The following is a 17,931-nucleotide window of genomic DNA, read 5'->3' as shown; positions in this document are numbered from 1 at the left end:
CCATGTCGGACAAGGTCGATCTGAAGAAGAGCCTGGACTGCTTCCGGGCCCCGATCGGCGAGTTCCGCCTTCTCGAGGTGCCCGATCTGAACTACCTCATGATCGACGGGCACGGTGCCCCGGGCGCCTCAGCGCAGTACACCGGAGCCCTCGAAGCCCTCTACCCGGTCGCCTACGCGCTCAAATTCGCAAGCAAGCTCGAACTCGGGCGCGACTACGTCGTTCCACCGCTCGAAGGCCTGTGGTGGGCCGAGGACATGAGCGTGTTCACGAGCGCGCGCGACAAGTCTCAGTGGGACTGGACCCTGATGATCCTGGTGCCCGACTGGATCGAGGGCGCGCTGGTCGAGACGGCGATCGAGCGCGCGGGGGCGAAGAATCCCCCGGCCCGGCTGGCCGAGGTGCGGTTCGAGACGCTGTCGGAGGGCCTCTGCGTGCAGACCCTGCACGTCGGGTCCTTCGAGGACGAGGGCCCGGTACTGCAGCGAATGCACGAGGAGTTCATCCCCGCCGAGAGCCTGCGGATGACGGGCCGCCACCACGAGATCTATCTGAGCGACGTGCGGAGGGTCGCCCCCGAGAAGCTGCGCACGATCCTGCGTCAGCCCGTCGAGGGCGCGAACTCGTAGCTCGTCACCGCAGCTGGAACAGGTAGGCGAAGGCGGGCGCCGTGTACGCGATCCCGCGCCCGCTGCGGCGGATCAGTTCGGGGTCGGCGTCCGCCGGCTTCTTCGGGACGAGGTAGCGTCCGAGATCGTTCGCGTCGAGTCGATAGCGGTCGCCGCGATGCTGCACGGCCGCCACCAGTTCGAAACGTGCGTCCAGCGCCGCGAGGCTCGCGTCGCCGTGGCTGGCGTTCGCCAGCAGCAGCCCGCCGGGGCGCAGGAAGCGTCGGCAGTGCTCCGACACCGGCCCCGCGTACAGCGAGATGAGCAGGTCGAACGCGCCGTCGCCGAGGGGAAGCGCCTCGGTGTAGTCGGCGTGCAGGAACCGCACCTCAGGAGGCGAAGCGCCTCGGGTGCGCCGTGCGTCGGCGAGCTCCGCCTGCACCAGCTCGGCATCCGCGAAGTACCGTGCGGCCCGGCGATCCGTGTCGACGTAGGTCACCGACGGGATCGCCGTCGACGGCGACAGATCGAGATAGCTGCCCGGGTAGAGCGCCCGTTCGACGCCCCAGCGCTCCCGAAGCGCCGCGAACAGCGAGGAGCGGTCGCCGATCGACTCGCGGTACGACGCCCAGGAGGGGGTGCGCGCTGCGGCCATCAGCTCGCGGCGAGGCGCTTCTTCTCGGCCTCGACGTCGAAGTCGGCGAGCGGCCAGCGCTGGTCGAGGCCGCGCAGGGCATCCAGCAGCAGGCTCTGCACCGCGAGCCGGGCGAACCACTTGCGATCGGCGGGCACCACGAACCAGGGCGCCTCGGGCGTCGAGGTGCGCGTGAGCGCGAGTTGGTAGGCCTCCATGTAGGCGGGCCAGAGCTGCCGCTCATCGACATCGCCCGGCGAGTACTTCCAGTGCTTGTCGGGGCGGTCGAGGCGCTCGGCGAGACGCTCGCGCTGCTCGCCGTTCGAGACGTGCAGCATCACCTTGACGACACTCGTGCCGCCCGCGACGAGCTCGCGCTCGAAGTCGTTGATGAGACCGTAGCGCTCCTCGATCACCTCGGGGCTGGAGAAACCGCGGACGCGGTGGATGAGCACGTCCTCGTAGTGCGAGCGATCGAAGACGCCCAGCTCACCGGGCTGCGGCAGCTGCTTGCGGATGCGCCACAGGAAGTCGTGCGCCTTCTCCTCCTCGGTGGGTGCCTTGAATGCCGCGATGCGCACCCCGAGCGGATCGACCGCGCCGACCACGTGCCGCACGATGCCGCCCTTGCCCGCGGTGTCCATCGCCTGCAGCACCAGCAGCACGCGCCGCTCGTCGCCGTGCCGCGAGTTGGCCCACATCAGCTCCTGCAGCTTCGCGAGCTCGGCGGCCCCCTCGGCCAGGGCCTCCCGCCCCTCCGACTTGTCGAGGTCGACCCCCGGGGTCGAGGACGGGTCCACCGCACCGAGGTCGAATCCGTCGCCGACGCGAAGAAGATCTCTCATGCGGCGACCCTAACGGGCGAGGGCGACCTCGACCAGGGTGCGCCCCGGGGCGGGCGTCAGCGCGCCGTCGAGGTCGGCGCGGGTGTCGACGCGGCGGTACTCCCAGCCGGCGGCGGTCGCGAGCGCCTCGATGTTCATCGTGTGCGGGGTGTACAGCACGCGATCGATCAGCTCGGGTTCGGCCCGGGCGGCGACCTCGAGCAGATCGAAGATCGAGCCCCCGCCGTCGTTGCCGACGATCACCTGCAGGCGCGGCTCGGCCTCCCCTGCGGCGGCCAGCAGTGAGCCGAGATCGTGCTGCAGCGCGAGGTCGCCGAGCAGCACGCGCGTGACCCCCTCCGCCCCCTCGGCCTCGGCGGCCAGCGCGATGCCGGTGGCCGTCGCGATCGTGCCGTCGATGCCCGCGAGCCCGCGATTGGCGTGCACGCGGAGCTTCTTGCCCGGTGCGACCCGGTCGAGCTCACGGATCAGGCGCGACGCCCCGAGGACGAGGCGGTCATGCGGCCAGCTCGCGTTCCAGACGGCGTCGACGAGCATCCGCCGGGTCACCGGGGCACGCAGGTGGGCGAGCTGCTCGCGAGCGAACTGGGCGCGCTCGGCGAGATCCTCGGTCAGCACCGCGCCGCGCTGCTCCGGAATGGCCACGAGCTGCCGGGAGGCGTGCACCCAGCGACCCACCCAGGAGCGCGCCGACTCCACCGCCGCGGGATCGTCGATGACGCGCACCGCGTCGAGGTGACGGGCGACCGCGCGACCCGGGTTGTAGTCGTCGCCACCGGGGCTGCGGACCACGATCGTCTCGACACCGGCGCGCTCGATGAGCGCCGGAATCTCGCGGCTGAGCGTCGGGCGCCCGAACACGATCACGCGCTCGATGCGGTCGCCGAAGTTCGCCGTGTCGAGCAGCTCGCGATACGCCGCCACGAGGTTCGGGCCGAAGCGGGCGCCACTGGTGACCTCGGCGAGCAGCGGGGCGCCGAGCGCCCGCGCCGCGTGCTCGGCCTGCTCTCCGGCGCCGGTCCCGGCCACCACCACGGTGCCGGGGGCCGCGCGCAGCTCGACCGGTTCCGCCGTCGGCGCCGGAGCCGCCCAGGTGCCCGGAGCGACGTCCGGGAGCGCCGCGGCGCCCGAGAGCGGCTCGCGGAACGCCAGATTCAGATGCACCGGGCCGGCGATGTCGCGCAGCGCCTCCGCGACGAGCTCGACCGCGCCCGCCTCGACCGGATCGTCAAGCGTCGGAGCGGGCACGTCCCAGCTGCGCGGGGTGGCGACATCGAACATCCCCGGCTGGCGGGTGGTCTGGTTGGCGCCGATGCCACGCAGCTCATCGGGCCGGTCCGCCGTCAGCAGCACGAGCGGGATCCCGGAGTGCGCCGCCTCGAGCGCGGCCGGAAGCAGATTCGCGACCGCCGTTCCCGAGGTCGTCACCACGGCGACGGGTCGTTCGCTCTCGCGCGCCAGCCCCACGGCGAGGAAGCCCGCCGCGCGCTCGTCGATGCGCACGTGCAGGCGCAGGAGTCCGGCCCGCTCGAAACGGGCGGCGGCGAGGGCGAGCGCCTGCGAGCGCGAGCCCGGGCACACCACGATGTCGGTCACCCCGGCGCGCGCGAACTCACCCAGCAGGGCTGTCGCGAAGGCGCTCGCGGGCGAGACCGGGTCAGTCCTTGGGGTTGTCATCGTCGAGCTCGGCGAGCTTCTCCTCGAGCTTGCGAATGCGCTCTTCCCGCTCCTGGTCGTGCGCGATGCGACGCAGGAACTCCGGGTCGTCGTCGGGGCCGAGCGCCGGACCCGACGTGCTCGACGGGCCGCGGCCCTTGTTCAGTCGCTCACGCCCGAGCGTGAACCACAGCGCCGAGCCGATGGCGGACAGGAAGATGACGAGCACGACCCACACGAACTTGGGCAGATGACGCACACGGGATCGGTCGATCGCCAGAATGTCGACGATGGAGAAGACCATGACCGCGAACAGGGCCAGGCCACCGATCAGGACGTAACGCATGCCCCGATTCTAGGCGGCCCGCCCACGTAGACTTTGGGAATGCGTCCCTGGGTGATCTACAGCCTCGCGCGCGTGGGTATCTTCCTGGCGCTCCTGGTGGTCCTGCTCGTGCTCGGCATCGAGTGGTGGATCGCCGCCATCGCGGCCACGCTCATGGCGCTCGCGATCTCGTACCTCGCACTCGGAAAGCTGCGCAACCGCGTCGCGGCGGACCTGTTCGCGGCGCGCGAGAAGCGCGAGGCGGGCATCGTCACCCGCGGCGAGGACGAAGCCGCCGAAGACGGCGACTAGAAGCCGATCGCCGCGGCGAGCCCGACCCCGAAGGTCAGCGCCGTCACGAGCACCAGCTGCAGCACGATCACGAGCTCGCGCGCGGTCTTGGCCGTCCACACGATGAGCAGCGCGGGGGCCGCGGCGAGCAGCGAGAAGTACACGTAGGGCGCGAACTCGTAGAAGAGCACGAAGAAGGCCAGGATGCCGTAGGGCACCAGGATCAGCAGCGTGAACAGCGCCTTCGACGCGGTCGCACCGATGATCACCGAGAGCGTGCGCTTGGCGTGAAGCGCATCGCGCTCCCGATCGCGCAGGTTGTTGACCAGCAGCACGGCCGCGGCGAAGCAGCCGAGCGCCGCACCGCCGAGCCACGCCTCGATGTTGACTGTTCCGGCCTGCACGAACATCGTGCCGGCCACCGGGACGAACCCGAAGAAGATCAGCACGGCGAGTTCGCCGAGCGGCAGGTACCCGTACGGCCACTTGCCGCCGGTGTAGAACCAGGCGGCGAGCAGGCTCACGGCCCCGACGGCGAGCAGCCACCACTGCTCGCTGCGCCAGATCAGCACGAGCCCGGCCAGCGCCGAGAGGGCGAAGAACACCAGCGCGACCGTCAGCACCTGGCGGGGCTTCGCGCGACCGGAGCCGACGAGTCGCTGCGGTCCGACGCGGTCGCGGTCGGTGCCGCGAACGCCGTCGGAGTAGTCGTTGGCGTAGTTCACGCCGATCTGCAGTCCCACCGCCACGGCGAGCGCGAGCAGCGCGCGCACCCAGTGCTCGGTCCAGGAGTCCATGAGCAGCGCGGCGGCCCCCGTGCCGAGCGCGACCGGCGCGATCGCCAGCGCGAGCGTCTGCGGGCGTGAGGCCGCAATCCAGGTGCCGAGCGTCGCCGGGCGCACGGGTCCGCGAGCGCGGGCGGCGTCCTGGGCGCTCTGCGCGCGCTTGGCCGGGTTGCCGCTGCGGGCGGCATTCTGCTTGGCGCGGGTGCGCTCGATGTTGCGGGGGTCGATGCGTTGCTGCTTGGGCACGACGTCAGCCTAGGCCGTGTGGGAGGCGACGAGCGCCCGAAGCGCCAGGCGATCCGGCTTGCCGCCCGGCAGCAGCGGGAGCGCGGTGACGCGCACTGCCCGGTCGGGTCGGGCCGCGGCGCCGAGCGCCGCCTCGACCGCCGCGCGCACCGCCTCCAGCTCGGCATCGTGCGCGGTGACGAGCACCGGCACCTCCCCCCAACGACGATCCGGCGCACCGACGATCACGGCATCGGTCAGGCCCGGCAGCTCGCGGACCACCCGCTCGATCTCGCCGAGCGCCACCTTGACCCCGCCCGAGATGATGACGTCATCGCGCCGGCCCGTCACCACGAGCCGCGGCTCCGGCTCATCCGTCAGGTAACCGGCGTCGGCGGTTCGGAACCAGCGCAGCCCCTCATCGTGGATGAAGCGCTCGTCGGTCAGCGCCGGGTCGCCCAGGTAGCCCTCGGCGAGGGTCGGCCCGGCGAGCTGCACCTCGCCGTCGTGGATGCGGACCTCGGTCGTGCCGTTGGGGCGGCCGTCGTAGACGCATCCGCCGCTCGTCTCGCTGGAGCCGTAGCTGCGGACGACGCGGATGCCGTGGTCGGCCGCCTCGGCCAGCAGGGGCGTCGGGGTGGCCTGGCCGCCGACGAGCACGGCGGCGAAGCGGGCGAGCGCCGCTCGCGCAGCCGGATCGGCGAGGAGCACCGCCAACTGCCGCGGCACGAGCGAGACGAAGCGCTCGGGCGCGTCGAGGCGCGCCACCGCGTCGAGGAATGCCGCCGCGGTGAACGGGCCGTCGGCGACCGCGACCGGAACGGTTCCCGCCGCGATCGAGCGCGCCAGCACGTTGAGTCCGGCGATGTAGTGGGTCGGCAGCGCGAGCACCCACTGGCCCGGCCCGCCGAGCGCCGACTCGCTCGCGGCCGCGTTCGCCAGCACGGCGTCCGCGCCGAGCGCGATGCGCTTCGGGCGCCCCGTCGACCCGCTGCTCTCGACCACGAGCGCGGTCGGGAGCGAGACGGTGTCGGGCAGGCCCTCCGGGCTGGCCCCGTCGGGGGTGACCAGGATCGCCGGCCCGCCCGAGAGTGCGGTTCGCAGCCCGTCGAGCACCTCCGGCCCGGCCCTGAGCACCCGGAGGGTGCGCGTCATCGCGATCCGCTCCCGGTCAGTAGTGCCACGGGTAGGGCGACCAGTCGGGCGCGCGCTTCTGCAGGAACGCGTCACGGCCCTCGACGGCCTCGTCGGTGCCGTAGGCCAGGCGGGTCGCCTCGCCGGCGAACAGCTGCTGGCCGACCATTCCGTCGTCGGTGAGGTTCATCGCGTACTTGAGCATCCGGATCGCCGTCGGGCTCTTGCCGAGGATCTCCTCCGCCCACTCCAGGGCGGTTGACTCCAGTTCGGCGTGCGGCACGACCGCGTTGACGGTGCCCATCTCGTAGGCGCGCTGCGCGTCGTACTCGCGCGCCAGGAAGAACACCTCGCGCGCGACCTTCTGCCCCACCTGCTTGGCGAAATAGGCACTGCCGTAGCCGGCGTCGAAGCTGCCGACATCCGCGTCGGTCTGCTTGAAGCGCGCATGCTCGGCGCTCGCGATCGTGAGATCGCAGACGACGTGCAGCGAGTGGCCGCCGCCCGCCGCCCAGCCGGGAACGACCGCGATGACGACCTTCGGCATGAAGCGGATCAGGCGCTGCACCTCGAGGATGTGCAGCCGTCCCGCGGGTTGAGTAGTCGACGCAGTCGACGTATCGAAACCCGGTCTCGATACACCGCCTTCGGCGGCCGGTCTCGATACACCGCCTTCGGCGGCACTCGACCCGCCTTCGGCGCTCGAGCCGCCTTCGTACTGGTAGCCGTGGCGACCGCGAATGCGCTGGTCGCCGCCCGAGCTGAACGCCCAGCCGCCGTCCTTCGGGCTCGGCCCGTTGCCGGTGAGCAGCACGACGCCGACGCGGGCGCTCTGCCGGGCGTCGTCGAGCGCGGCCGCGAGCTCATCGACGGTGCGCGGGCGGAACGCGTTGCGCACCTCGGGCCGGTTGAAGGCGACGCGGGCGATGCGCCCGGTCACGTCGTGGTGGTAGGTGATGTCCGTCAGCTCCGTGAAGCCGGGAACCTCGACCCACCGGCTGGCATCGAACAGTTCGGAGACGACGGGATTCACGGGTTCAGCCTACTGAGCCGGACGTTTCGGGGGCAGGATGGGGGAATGGATGCGACGGTGCCGAGTCTGGAAGAGCTGCGCTCCACCGCGGCGGTCGTGTCGTTGCCGCTGCGAACGCGCTTTCGCGGCCTCGACCACCGCGAGCTCGTGCTCGTGCGCGGCCCCCGCGGCTGGGCCGAGTTCTCGCCCTTCGTCGAGTACGACGACCGGGAGGCCGCCGCCTGGCTGCAGGCGACCTGCGACGAGGGCTGGGGTCCGGAGGTTCCGCACTACCGCGACAGCATCCCGATCAATGCGACGCTGCCCGCCGTCGCGGCGGCGCAGGTGCTGGCGGTGCTGGAGCGCTTCGGCAGCGTGCGAACGGTGAAGGTGAAGGTCGCCGAGCGCGGGCGGAGCCTCGAGGACGATGTCGCCCGGGTGCGCGCCGCACGCGAGTTCCTGGGCCCGGTCGGACGCATCCGCGTCGACGCCAACGGAGCCTGGAACGTCGACGAGGCCGAGCACGCCGCGCATCTCCTCGCGCCGTTCGACCTCGAGTATCTGGAGCAGCCGTGCGCGAGCGTCGCCGAGCTCGCCGAGCTGCGCGAACGGCTGCGCGACTGGCAGCTGCCGATCGCCGCCGACGAGAGCGTGCGCAAGGCCGAGGATCCGCTCGCCGTCGCGCGCGCGGGGGCCGCCGACCTGCTCGTGATCAAGGCGGCGCCGCTGGGAGGCGTGCGCGCCGCGCTCGCGATCGCCGCCGATGCGGGGCTTCCGGTGGTGATCTCGAGCGCGCTGGAGTCGAGCGTCGGCCTCGCGATGGGGGCGCGTCTCGCCGCGGCGGTGCCGGAGCTGGCCTTCGACTGCGGCCTCGGCACGGCCGCGCTGCTCGCCGCCGATGTGACCCGCGAGCCCCTCGTGCCGGTGAACGGCGAGGTGCCGGTGCGGAGCATCGACGTCGACGACGACCTCGTGCGGGAGCACGCAGCCGCACCCGACCGGGTCGCATGGTGGCGCGACCGGCTGGAGCGCTGCCACCGGCTGCTCACCGAGACTGAGTAGTTTCTCCCCCTATCTGGCGACCCGCGCCCCGGTTAGGGTCGAGACAACGCCCCGAGGAGGCCTCATGATCACCCTGCCGCGTTCCACGTCCGCCCTTCTCATCGCCGGCACCGCCGCCGCGCTCGCCCTGACCGGGTGCACCGGCGGCGCGACGCCCGCCGAACCGGATGCGTCGTCGAGCGGCGAGGCGGCCGAGGGCACCGGCGGCTCGGGCGGCGGCGGCGAGATCGATCAGTCGACCTGCCTGATCGGCGACTGGCGGATCACCGAAGACCAGATGCAGGTGTTCTACGACGCGGTCGGCGCAGACGCCGGCGGCGGCCTCACGATGACGATCGACGGCGACACCGGGCTGAGCTTCACCGAGACGAGCTACACCTACACGCCCGACTTCACGCTCGAGCTGTCCTTTGACGTCGGCGCCGACGGCACCGGCACAATCTCGGGCAGCATCCGCGGTGACTACGAGGTGGCCGACGGCGTGATCGCGACCTCGCACAACGAGAGCGACGTCTCGATGACGGTCGACGTCGGCGGGTTCGAGATGGACGGCAGCGAGCTGTTCGGCGACATCCTCGCCTCGCACCCGTTCAACGAAGCGCCCTATGAGTGCACGGCCGACGAGGTCGTCATCCAGTTCTCAACCGGAGACGGTCGGGTTCCGATCGCGCTGACGCCCGCCTCGTGAGGCTCGCGCCTACAGTCCGCTGTAGGCGTGCAGGCCCTTGAACAGCAGGTTGACGACCGTGAAGTTGAAGAGCACGGCCGCGAAGCCGACGATCGCCAGCCACGCGCTGCGCGAACCGCGCCAGCCCTTCGTCGCGCGCGCGTGGATGTAGCCGGCGAAGACGACCCAGATGATGAAGGTCCACACCTCTTTGGTGTCCCAGCCCCAGTAGCGCCCCCAGGCGCGCTCGGCCCAGATCGCCCCCGCCATGAGCGTGAAGGTCCACAGGGCGAAGCCGACGACGATGACGCGCGAGGCGAGGCGCTCCAGCGCCTCGGAGGTCGGGAAGGTCTGCAGGAATCGAAGCCCGGCGGCGCGGCCCGCCTCGCGGCGCGCCTGCAGCAGCTGCGCGATCGAGAGTCCGCCGCCGATGGCGAAGAATCCGGTGGCCAGCGTCGCCACGAACACGTGGATGACGAGCCAGATGGACTGCAGCGGCGGCGGCAGCGGCGAGACGGCCACGTAGAAGTTGACGGTCGCCAGCGCCAGCAGGATCGAGACGATCCCGGTGACGTACGCGCCGAGGAATCGCAGGTCGCGCCACAGCTGGACACCGAGGAACACGGCGACGGCGAGCGCCGTGCCGGTGAGTGCGAACTCGTACATGTTGGCCCACGGCACGCGGCCGGCGGCGATGCCGCGCATCACGAGCGCGGCCACGTGCAGCACCCAGCCGAGGACGGTCAGGGCGAGGCCGAGCCGCTGCCAGCGCGAGCCGCGCTCGACCTGGCCGGTCGGGCGGGCGAGGCGCTCCAGCAGGCTGGTCCGGGTGCCTGCGGCCGTCGCGGCCGCCGACTCTCGGGCGAGCGCCCGGGCCTCCTCGGCCCCGGCGGTCACGGCGGCCGATCGGGCGCTGAGGTCGCCGACGAAGGCGAGGAAGGCGAGCACGTAGAGCGCGATCGCGGAATAGTTCGCGATCAGCGAGTACGCGGCGAGGGTGTCCATCACGCGTCCATCCTAGGTTCGGTGTCTCGGTCCGGCGCGGCCACCCCGAGCGCGGTCGTGTGCCGGATCGCCAGCTCGGCGACGGCGTCGGCCAGTCGCGCGTCCTCACCGCGGGCGAGGCCGGCGTATTCGAGCACGGTTCCCTCCGCGGTGTCGCGCACCTTGATCCAGACCCGCCGACGCGCCACGAAGAGGCTCACCAGCAGCCCGCCGAGCAGCGTGATCGAGAACAGCAGCACCCACGCCTGGGAGGGATCGTGGTGGATGTCGATGCTCACGAAGCGGCGCAGCTCGGTGAACTCGACGGTGCCGAGCCCGTTCGGCAGGGCGACCTCATCGCCGAGCGCGAGTTCGAGCGCGGGCTCCTCGGCCGTGCGTCCGGCCAGCGGCGTCAGGTCATCGGTGTCGAGCGAGTACGCGTTGACCGACACCCCGTCATCGAGCCCGAGATCTCCGGAGTAGATCTCGAGCTGCAGGAGCGGATCGGCCGGGTCGGGTGAGAACGAGGCCAGCACGCCGCCGACCTCGATCGCGTCGGGGGCGAAGATGCCGACCATCCCGAGCTGCTCGTCGAGCCCGTCGGGCACCTTGATGACGCCGAGGCTGAACAGGTTGTTGTCCTGCGGGCGGAAGGCGACCGGGCCACTGGAGACGACCGTTCCCGCGGGGTCGCGAATCGTCACCACGGGGGCATAGCCGTTGCCGAGCAGGTACACCTGGGTGCCCGCGATGTCGAGCGGTTCGTTGATGCGCAGGCTGCGCGCCTCCCACTCGCCGCCCTGCTCGCGCACGCTCAGCTGCGCGTCGAAGTCGAGCGGCTGCCAGGTCACCGTGTCCAGGTCGAACGAGTACTCGGCCACGAAGTCGTCGAGTCGGAGCGCATACGGGTCGAGCTGATCGTCACTGAAGAAGCGGCCCGGATTGAACGAGTCGTAGCTGCCCAGGCTGTTGGTGAAGGCGGTGTCCTGCACGAGGATCCGCTGGCCGCTGTAGCCGAATCCGCCGCCGATGCCGACCGCGATCAGCACCCCGACGAGCGAGACGTGGAAGACCAGGTTGCCGGTCTCGCGAAGATAGCCGCGCTCGGCCGAGATCGAGCGGAAGCCGGTTCCGTCGTAGCGTTCGACGCGATAGCCCTGGCCGCGCAGCACCGAGCGCGCCGACTCGACCGCGCGCTCCGAGTCGACCTGCGCCGCCACGCGGCGGAAGCCGACGAGGCGCTCCAGGCGCGCCGGGGTGCGCGGCGGGCGGGCGCGCAGTGCGTCGAGGTGATGCTTGGTGCGCGGCAGGATGCAGCCGACGAGCGAAACGAACAGCAGCAGGTAGATCGCCGAGAACCATGGCGAGCTGAACGTGTTGAACAGGCCCAGCGAATCGAGCACCGGGTAGAGATCCGGGTGCTCCTGCTCGTACTGGATCACGCCGTTCGGGTCGGAGGAGCGCTGCGGCACGAGCGAGCCGGGCACCGCGGCGACGGCGAGCAGCAGCAGCAGGATGATCGCCGTGCGCATGCTGGTGAGCTGCCGCCAGAAGAAGCGACCGTAGCCGCGGGCATCGAGGCGGGGCTGCGTCGGCGCGGTGGCAGCCGAGGCGGCGTCGACGTGGTCGTCGGGCCGCAGCGGATCAACGCCGCGATCAGATCGGGAGGACGACACCGGCCAGCACCCCCCCGAACGCCGTCATGACGGCACCCCAGGCGCCGGTGACCATGAGAAGACCGAGCACGATCAGCAGCGCCCCTCCGGTGATGTTGATCGCGCGCAGGTGGCGCTTGACCCAGGCGATCGACGTGCCGACCCAGCCGAAGCCGAGCGCGACCAGCAGGAACGGGATGCCGAGGCCCAGGCAGTAGGCGACGCCGAGCGCGAGCGCGCGGGGCAGATCGCCGGTGAGGGCGAGCGTCGACATTGCGGCGAGGGTGGGGCCGATGCACGGGGTCCAGCCGACGGCGAAGACGACGCCGAGCAGGGGCGCGCCGAGGAGCCCGGTGCGCGGCTGCCAGGTCAGCTTGACCTGGCGCTGCAGCACCGTGACCTGCCCGATGAACACGACGCCCATCAGGATGACGACCGCGCCGCCGATCGTCAGCAGCACCTGCTGGTAGCGCAGGAAGAATGTGCTCACGCTGCCGATCAGCACGAAGATCGAGAGGAAGACGACCGAGAATCCCGCGATGAACAGGGCGGCACCGGCGACGAGCCGCCCGCGCGAGTGCTCGGCGCCGCTGGCGATGCCGCTCACATAGCCGAGGTACCCGGGCACGAGCGGCAGCACGCACGGGGAGACGAACGAGAGCAGTCCCGCGGCGAGCGCGAGCGGCAGCGCGAGCCAGAGGTCTCCCGCGAAGGCGAGGTCGCCGGGGTTCACAGGTCCTCGGCGAGCGCGTCGTCGATGAACTGGGCGAGCAGGCCGGGGTCGGAGACGAGTCCGGAGATCCGCGCCGCCACCCGGCCCTCACGGTCGAGCACGAGGGTCGTCGGCACGGCGTTCGGGGCGATCTTGCCCGCGAAGGCGAGCTGCACGTCGTTGGTCGCCGCATCCACGATGGAGGGGTAGGTGATGCCGAACTCGGCCGCGAAGGTGCGCGTGGTGGCGGCGTCGTCGCGCACGTTGACACCGAGGAAGGTCACCTCGTCGTCCAGGTAGTCCAGGTGGAGCTGCTCGAGGTCGGGGGCCTCGATGCGGCACGGCGGGCACGTCGAGTACCAGAAGTTGACGACGACGACCCGGCCGAGCAGCTCCTCGCTCGAGACGGTGTCGCCGAGTTCCGTCTCCCCCGCGAAGTCGATCGGCTCGCCGCGGTTCTCGGCGGCGATCGCGGTGGTCGTGCCGTCGCCGGAGACGTAGTTGCCGCCGTCGTCGCCCGCGTTGTAGTCGTCGAGCAGCCCGCCCGAGGCGGTCGAGCAGCCGACGAGGGCGACGGAGAGGAGCAGCGCGAGCGCCGCGGCGGGGGCGCGCATCAGACCGCCCCGAGGTCGATCGACTGGGCGAGCAGGTGTCCCGCGGGCTCGCGGTAGTCGACCTCGACGAAGCGGTCGCCCTCCTTGGCGAGCGTCGTGATGCTCGACAGCGTGCAGCGGCGGGCGCGCGGGTCGTGCGCGAGTCGACGCCCCGAGACGCTGCGCGCGACCATCCAGATCGGCAGCTGGTGGCTGACGAGGACGATCTCTCCCCCGCTGGCCACCTCGTGCGCCTCGGCGATGACGGACATCATGCGGACGCGGATCGAGGCGAACGGCTCGCCCCAGGAGGGGCGCAGCGGGTTGACCGTGTAGGGCCACAGGCCCGGGCGGCGACGCAGATCCCGACGCACATTGATCCCCTGAAAGCGGTTGCGCGGCTCGATGAGCCGCTCGTCGAGCACCACGCCGCGGCCGAAGCGCGCGGCCCACGGCGCGGCGCTCTCCTGCGCGCGCTGCAGCGGGCTCGAGAGGATGCCGGTGATGCTGTGGCCGTCGAGCGACGCGGCGGCCGCCTCCGCCATCCGGTGACCGAGCTCACTGAGCCCGAAGCCTTCCAGCTGGCCGTAGAGAATCCGGGTCGGATTCTCGACCTCTCCGTGACGGACGAGATGAACGAGGTCAGCAGGCACGGCTCGATTGTAGGCGCGCTGGCCGAGTGCGGCCGGACGGGGTCAGTGACCGCCGCCGACGCCCCCGCTGAGCCGCCCGTGGAATTCGGTGGTCGCCTGATTCATCCCCACCAGCACGACGCGCTTGTGGTGCTGCTCGTACTTGGTGACGATCGCGTCGAGCGCCGCGACCGTGGAGGCATCCCAGATGTGCGAGTTCGACATGTCGATCACGACCCGCTCCGGGTCGTCGGCGTACTCGAACTGGGTGGTCAGGTCGTTGCTCGAGGCGAAGAACAGCTCGCCGTCGACCGTGTAGTACGCGGTCGGCACCTGCTCGTCCTCGGGCAGCACGCGCGTCACGGTGACGAAGTGCGCCACCCGTCGCGCGAACAGCACCATCGCGACGAGCACGCCGGCGACGACGCCGATCGCGAGGTTGTGGGTCAGCACGACGATCACGACGGTGGCGACCATGACGGCCGTCTCGCTCTTCGGCATGCGCTTGAGCGTCGACGGGCGGATGCTGTGCCAGTCGAACGTCGCCACCGACACCATCACCATGACCGCGACAAGGGCCGCCATCGGGATGATCGCGACCAGGTCGCCCAGGCCGACGACGAGAATCAGCAGGAAGACCCCGGCGAGGAACGTCGAGATGCGGGTGCGCGCCCCGGAGGCCTTGACGTTGATCATCGTCTGGCCGATCATCGCGCAGCCGCCCATCCCGCCGAAGAAGCCGGAGAGGAGGTTGGCGACGCCCTGCGCCCAGGCCTCACGCGTCTTGCGCGAGTGGGTATCGGTGACCTCGTCGACGAGCTTCGCGGTCATGAGCGATTCGAGCAGACCGACGACCGCCATGGCGAGCGCGTAGGGCGCGATGATCGTGAACGTCTCCCAGGTGAGCGGCACGCTCGGGATGAACAGCTCGGGCAGGCTCTTCGGCAGCTCGCCCTCGTCGCCGACGGTCGGCACGTTGAGGGCCATCACGACGACCACGGCGGTGGTCAGCGCGATCGCGACGAGCGGCGCCGGAATCACCTTGGTGAGTCTCGGCATGAGCACCATGATCAGGATGCCGGCGGCGACGAGCGGGTAGACCAGCCACGGGACGCCGATCAGGTGCGGCAGCTGCGCGCTGAAGATGAGGATCGCGAGCGAGTTGACGAATCCGATCATGACGCTGCGCGGAATGAAGCGCATCAGCTTGGCGACACCGAGCACACCCATGATCACCTGGAACACGCCGCCGAGGATGACGGTCGCGATGAAGTAGTCGTAGCCGTAGTCGCGCATCACCGGAGCGATCACGACGGCGATGGCCGCGGTGGCGGCGGTGATCATCGCGGGGCGTCCGCCGAGGAAGGCGATCGAGACGGCCATCACGAACGAGGAGAACAGGCCCACCCGCGGGTCGACGCCCGCGATGATCGAGAACGAGATGGCCTCGGGGATGAGGGCGAGGGCGACGACGAGACCGGCGAGCACCTCGCGAGTCAGGATGCGCGGGGTCCGCAGCGCGGTGAGCACGCTCGGCTCGGCCTTGTAGCGGTTGGGACGGATCGGCGCGAGGGCAGGCGTGGTCATGGGACTCCTGAGGGACGGGCCCCGAGAGCGCTCGGCACGAGACGCGGGGGCGGAGATATCGCGCCGCGTCGCACGATACGAGAGAGTGGATCACCTGGGTGACGACGGACACGGCGAACCGCGCCCTCAGGAACACTACCGTAACGTGAAGGTTGTGAGGAATCGCGTGAGCACCGCCCCGGGCACGGTCATGCACATCGGCGAGCTCGCCGAGCGCTCCGGGCTGTCGCTCCGCACCCTGCGCCACTACGACGAGATCGGCCTGCTGACGCCGAGCGGACGCACCACCGCCGGGTACCGCGAGTACACCGAATCCGACCTCGAGCGCCTGCTCGTCATCCGCCGCATGAAGCCGCTCGGCTACTCGCTCGAGCAGATGGCGACCGTGCTCGCCGCGATCAACGAAGCCACCCAGCAGCACGACATCGCCGAGCTCGACCGCTTCATCTCGGACGCCGAGGAGCGCCGCGCCGCCCTGCTCGGGCAGGTCGAGATGGCCGACGACTTCCTCACGCGCCTCCGCTCGCTGCGCGGAGCGGCGGACTAGATTCTGAAGCCATGGCGACCGGCGGCTCTCGACGCGTGCGGGCGGCCCGGCGCCGACGCCGACGCGTCGCCCTCGCCGACAACGACCTGACCGTGCCGCAGTGGGACGCGATCGTTGCAGCCTGGGGCGGCTGCGCCTACTGCGGAAGCGTCGCCCCCGCGCTGCAGAAGGACTGCGTGCTGCCGATCTCGCGCGGCGGCCGCTACACGCTCGACAACGTGGTGCCGGCCTGCGCCTCGTGCAACGCGAGCAAGAGCAACGACGAGGTCACCTCGTGGATGCGGCGCAAGCGCTTGGACGAGCCGCGCTTTTTGGTGCGCTTCGCCGAGGTGGTCGCCGAGCTCCGCCCGCGCTCGCCCGAGCTCTGAGCGCCGGTACCTCCGGGCCGCGCACCGTGCGGTCGGCGCCGTCGAAGTAGACTCGACCCCCGTGACCGACCGCACTCTGATCAAGAACCTCGCCGCACTTGCCGACGGCCCCGTCTCCGTCTCCGGATGGGTGGAAACGGTGCGAGATCAAAAGAAGGTGCAGTTCGTCATCCTTCGCGACGAATCGGGAGCGGTTCAGCTCGTCAACCCGGCGACGCGCGAGGCCGAGAGCCCCGAGCAGCAGCCCGCGCTCGAGCTCACCGAGTCGATCTCGGCACTCTCCACCGGCACGTTCCTCACGGTGACCGGCGAGCTCAAGCACGACGAGCGCGTCAAGCTCGGCGGCCTCGAGATCAAGATCTCCGGACTCGACGTGGCGGCGCCCGCCCTCGACTCGCCGATCGCCGACGACTCGTCGATCGACAAGCGCCTCGACTGGCGCTTCCTCGACCTGCGCCGCCCGGAGCAGAACCTGATCTTCCGCGTGCAGACGACGTTCCTGCACGCGCTGCGCACGTGGTGGGTCGAGAACGACTTCATCGAGATCCACACCCCGAAACTCATGGCCAGCGCCTCCGAGTCCCGCGCCGAACTGTTCGAGGTCGAGTACTTCGAGACCACGGCCTACCTCGCGCAGAGCCCACAGTTCTTCAAGCAGATGGCGCAGCCGGCCGGCTTCGGCAAGGTCTTCGAGGTCGCGCCCGCGTTCCGCGCCGACCCGAGCTTCACGAGCCGCCACGCGACCGAGTTCATCTCGGTGGACGCCGAGATGAGCTGGGTCGAGAGCCACGAGGACGTCATGCGGATGCACGAGCAGCTGCTCGTCGCCGGCCTGACCGCGGTCGCCGAGAAGCACGGCGCCGAGATCGAGGCCGCGTTCGGCGTCACCGTCACCGTGCCGAGCCTGCCGTTCCCGCGCATCCCGCTCGCCGAGGCGCACCAGATTCTCGAGAAGCGCGGCTACACGGTGCCGCGCGCCGACGGCGACCTCGACCCCGAGGGCGAGCGCCGCCTGAGCGAGTACGTGCGCGAGGAGCTCGGCCACGAGTTCGTCTTCGTGACCGACTACGCGACCGGAATCCGGCCGTTCTACCACATGCGCCACGAGGGCGACGCGAGCCTCACGAACAGCTACGACCTCGTCTTCAACGGCGTCGAGATCTCGACCGGCGCCCAGCGCGAGCACCGCGTCGACGTGCTGATCGAGCAGGCCAAGGAGAAGGGCCTCGAGCCCGAGGAGCTCGACTTCTACCTCGACTTCTTCCGCTACGGCGTGCCGCCGCACGGCGGATTCGGCATGGGTCTCAGCCGCGTGATCATGCTGCTGCTGCACCAGTCGTCGATCCGCGAGGTCACGTACCTGTTCCGCGGACCGAACCGCCTCACGCCGTAGTCGGCCTCAGGCGAGGTCCTCGATCGTCGCGCCGGCCGCGTTGCTGATGACCGACTCCACGGCCTTCTTCGCGGATGACTTCTGCACGTAGTTCTCGCTCACCGCGAGCGTCTGGCCGTTGGACGCGACGATGCGCCAGAAGTACGGCTGCTTCTCGCTCTTGCCCTTGACGATCTGGAACTTCATGGTGCGAACTCCCTTGTTCGGTTGCCTCTG

Annotated in this window: 21 protein-coding genes; 7 read left to right on the top strand and 14 right to left on the bottom strand. The window is 70.8% G+C overall.

Annotated elements, in window-relative coordinates; translation table 11 throughout:
• Nucleotides 1-2: 2 nt before the first annotated feature.
• Complete coding sequence (locus ACR3ZA_RS09425) at nucleotides 3-629, top strand: GyrI-like domain-containing protein (protein WP_473661710.1); 627 nt, start codon at nucleotides 3-5, stop codon at nucleotides 627-629.
• A 4-nt stretch (nucleotides 630-633) separates the two neighbouring features.
• Here the strand turns inward: ACR3ZA_RS09425 and ACR3ZA_RS09420 are convergent, their stop codons facing one another.
• The 4 genes from ACR3ZA_RS09420 to ACR3ZA_RS09405 are packed head-to-tail and all read right to left on the bottom strand — an operon-like array spanning nucleotide 634 to nucleotide 4,089.
• Nucleotides 634-1,263, bottom strand: a complete 630-nt coding sequence (locus tag ACR3ZA_RS09420) for a class I SAM-dependent methyltransferase (RefSeq protein WP_473661709.1) — start codon at nucleotides 1,261-1,263, stop codon at nucleotides 634-636.
• Nucleotides 1,263-2,087, bottom strand: coding sequence for a PPK2 family polyphosphate kinase (locus ACR3ZA_RS09415; protein ID WP_473661708.1), 825 nt, complete (start codon nucleotides 2,085-2,087; stop codon nucleotides 1,263-1,265). The genes ACR3ZA_RS09420 and ACR3ZA_RS09415 overlap by 1 nt, the downstream gene beginning before the upstream one ends.
• 9 nt (nucleotides 2,088-2,096) lie before the next feature.
• Nucleotides 2,097-3,764 (bottom strand): 2-succinyl-5-enolpyruvyl-6-hydroxy-3-cyclohexene-1-carboxylic-acid synthase, encoded by a 1,668-nt coding sequence (gene menD, locus ACR3ZA_RS09410; RefSeq protein ID WP_473661707.1) that lies wholly within the window; start codon nucleotides 3,762-3,764, stop codon nucleotides 2,097-2,099.
• A complete protein-coding gene (locus tag ACR3ZA_RS09405; protein ID WP_473661706.1) occupies nucleotides 3,745-4,089 on the bottom strand; it encodes a PLDc N-terminal domain-containing protein in 345 nt (114 codons plus the stop codon). The genes menD and ACR3ZA_RS09405 overlap by 20 nt, the downstream gene beginning before the upstream one ends.
• 39 nt (nucleotides 4,090-4,128) lie before the next feature.
• Between ACR3ZA_RS09405 and ACR3ZA_RS09400 the strand changes: the two genes are divergently transcribed.
• Nucleotides 4,129-4,380 carry a DUF4229 domain-containing protein gene (locus ACR3ZA_RS09400; RefSeq protein ID WP_473661705.1) on the top strand — a complete coding sequence of 84 codons (252 nt, stop codon included), beginning with the start codon at nucleotides 4,129-4,131 and terminating at the stop codon, nucleotides 4,378-4,380.
• On the opposite strand, the gene ACR3ZA_RS09395 is transcribed toward ACR3ZA_RS09400, so the two are convergent.
• Genes ACR3ZA_RS09395 through ACR3ZA_RS09385 form a run of 3 tightly spaced genes read right to left on the bottom strand, consistent with a single transcriptional unit; the run spans nucleotide 4,377 to nucleotide 7,536 of the window.
• A complete protein-coding gene (locus ACR3ZA_RS09395; protein ID WP_473661704.1) occupies nucleotides 4,377-5,390 on the bottom strand; it encodes a 1,4-dihydroxy-2-naphthoate polyprenyltransferase in 1,014 nt (337 codons plus the stop codon). The genes ACR3ZA_RS09400 and ACR3ZA_RS09395 overlap by 4 nt on opposite strands.
• A gap of 9 nt (nucleotides 5,391-5,399) precedes the next feature.
• Nucleotides 5,400-6,524 (bottom strand): AMP-binding protein, encoded by a 1,125-nt coding sequence (locus tag ACR3ZA_RS09390; RefSeq protein ID WP_473661703.1) that lies wholly within the window; start codon nucleotides 6,522-6,524, stop codon nucleotides 5,400-5,402.
• Nucleotides 6,525-6,540: 16 nt separating this feature from the next.
• Nucleotides 6,541-7,536, bottom strand: coding sequence for a 1,4-dihydroxy-2-naphthoyl-CoA synthase (locus tag ACR3ZA_RS09385; RefSeq protein ID WP_473661702.1), 996 nt, complete (start codon nucleotides 7,534-7,536; stop codon nucleotides 6,541-6,543).
• A 45-nt stretch (nucleotides 7,537-7,581) separates the two neighbouring features.
• Here ACR3ZA_RS09385 and ACR3ZA_RS09380 point away from each other — a divergent pair, with 45 nt between their 5' ends.
• Complete coding sequence (locus ACR3ZA_RS09380; RefSeq protein WP_473661701.1) at nucleotides 7,582-8,577, top strand: o-succinylbenzoate synthase; 996 nt, start codon at nucleotides 7,582-7,584, stop codon at nucleotides 8,575-8,577.
• Between the two features lie 64 nt (nucleotides 8,578-8,641).
• Complete coding sequence (locus ACR3ZA_RS09375) at nucleotides 8,642-9,265, top strand: hypothetical protein (protein WP_473661700.1); 624 nt, start codon at nucleotides 8,642-8,644, stop codon at nucleotides 9,263-9,265.
• Nucleotides 9,266-9,274: 9 nt separating this feature from the next.
• Here ACR3ZA_RS09375 and ccsB read toward each other — a convergent pair whose 3' ends face one another.
• Genes ccsB through ACR3ZA_RS09345 form a run of 6 tightly spaced genes read right to left on the bottom strand, consistent with a single transcriptional unit; the run spans nucleotide 9,275 to nucleotide 15,407 of the window.
• Nucleotides 9,275-10,249, bottom strand: a complete 975-nt coding sequence (ccsB, locus tag ACR3ZA_RS09370; protein WP_473662307.1) for a c-type cytochrome biogenesis protein CcsB — start codon at nucleotides 10,247-10,249, stop codon at nucleotides 9,275-9,277.
• The gene (resB, locus tag ACR3ZA_RS09365; RefSeq protein ID WP_473661699.1) at nucleotides 10,249-11,904 is read right to left on the bottom strand and encodes a cytochrome c biogenesis ResB family protein; all 1,656 of its coding nucleotides are present in this window, start codon (nucleotides 11,902-11,904) and stop codon (nucleotides 10,249-10,251) included. The genes ccsB and resB overlap by 1 nt, the downstream gene beginning before the upstream one ends.
• Nucleotides 11,885-12,616 (bottom strand): cytochrome c biogenesis protein CcdA, encoded by a 732-nt coding sequence (locus ACR3ZA_RS09360; RefSeq protein ID WP_473661698.1) that lies wholly within the window; start codon nucleotides 12,614-12,616, stop codon nucleotides 11,885-11,887. The genes resB and ACR3ZA_RS09360 overlap by 20 nt, the downstream gene beginning before the upstream one ends.
• A complete protein-coding gene (locus ACR3ZA_RS09355) occupies nucleotides 12,613-13,209 on the bottom strand; it encodes a redoxin family protein (RefSeq protein WP_473661697.1) in 597 nt (198 codons plus the stop codon). The genes ACR3ZA_RS09360 and ACR3ZA_RS09355 overlap by 4 nt, the downstream gene beginning before the upstream one ends.
• Nucleotides 13,209-13,841, bottom strand: coding sequence for a histidine phosphatase family protein (locus ACR3ZA_RS09350; RefSeq protein ID WP_473661696.1), 633 nt, complete (start codon nucleotides 13,839-13,841; stop codon nucleotides 13,209-13,211). Before ACR3ZA_RS09350 ends, ACR3ZA_RS09355 begins: the two co-directional genes overlap by 1 nt.
• Nucleotides 13,842-13,883: 42 nt before the next feature.
• Entirely contained in the window at nucleotides 13,884-15,407 is a 1,524-nt protein-coding gene (locus ACR3ZA_RS09345) for a SulP family inorganic anion transporter (RefSeq protein ID WP_473661695.1), read from the bottom strand.
• 190 nt (nucleotides 15,408-15,597) lie between these two features.
• Between ACR3ZA_RS09345 and ACR3ZA_RS09340 the strand changes: the two genes are divergently transcribed.
• From ACR3ZA_RS09340 to aspS, 3 genes are all read left to right on the top strand, one after another.
• Nucleotides 15,598-15,954: a MerR family transcriptional regulator gene (locus tag ACR3ZA_RS09340; RefSeq protein WP_473662306.1), complete on the top strand. Its 357-nt coding sequence runs from the start codon at nucleotides 15,598-15,600 to the stop codon at nucleotides 15,952-15,954.
• Nucleotides 15,955-15,965: 11 nt separating this feature from the next.
• Nucleotides 15,966-16,322 carry an HNH endonuclease gene (locus ACR3ZA_RS09335; RefSeq protein ID WP_473661694.1) on the top strand — a complete coding sequence of 119 codons (357 nt, stop codon included), beginning with the start codon at nucleotides 15,966-15,968 and terminating at the stop codon, nucleotides 16,320-16,322.
• 61 nt (nucleotides 16,323-16,383) lie between these two features.
• On the top strand, nucleotides 16,384-17,715 hold the full coding sequence (aspS, locus tag ACR3ZA_RS09330; RefSeq protein ID WP_473661693.1) for an aspartate--tRNA(Asn) ligase: 1,332 nt from the start codon (nucleotides 16,384-16,386) through the stop codon (nucleotides 17,713-17,715).
• A 6-nt stretch (nucleotides 17,716-17,721) separates the two neighbouring features.
• On the opposite strand, the gene ACR3ZA_RS09325 is transcribed toward aspS, so the two are convergent.
• A complete protein-coding gene (locus ACR3ZA_RS09325; protein WP_473661692.1) occupies nucleotides 17,722-17,901 on the bottom strand; it encodes a DUF1508 domain-containing protein in 180 nt (59 codons plus the stop codon).
• Between the last annotated feature and the right edge of the window lie 30 nt (nucleotides 17,902-17,931).

The organism is Herbiconiux sp. J20-20, assembly GCF_057365085.1.
Note: the sequence above shows the minus strand (reverse complement) of the source record. Positions and strands in the feature narration are given on the sequence as shown.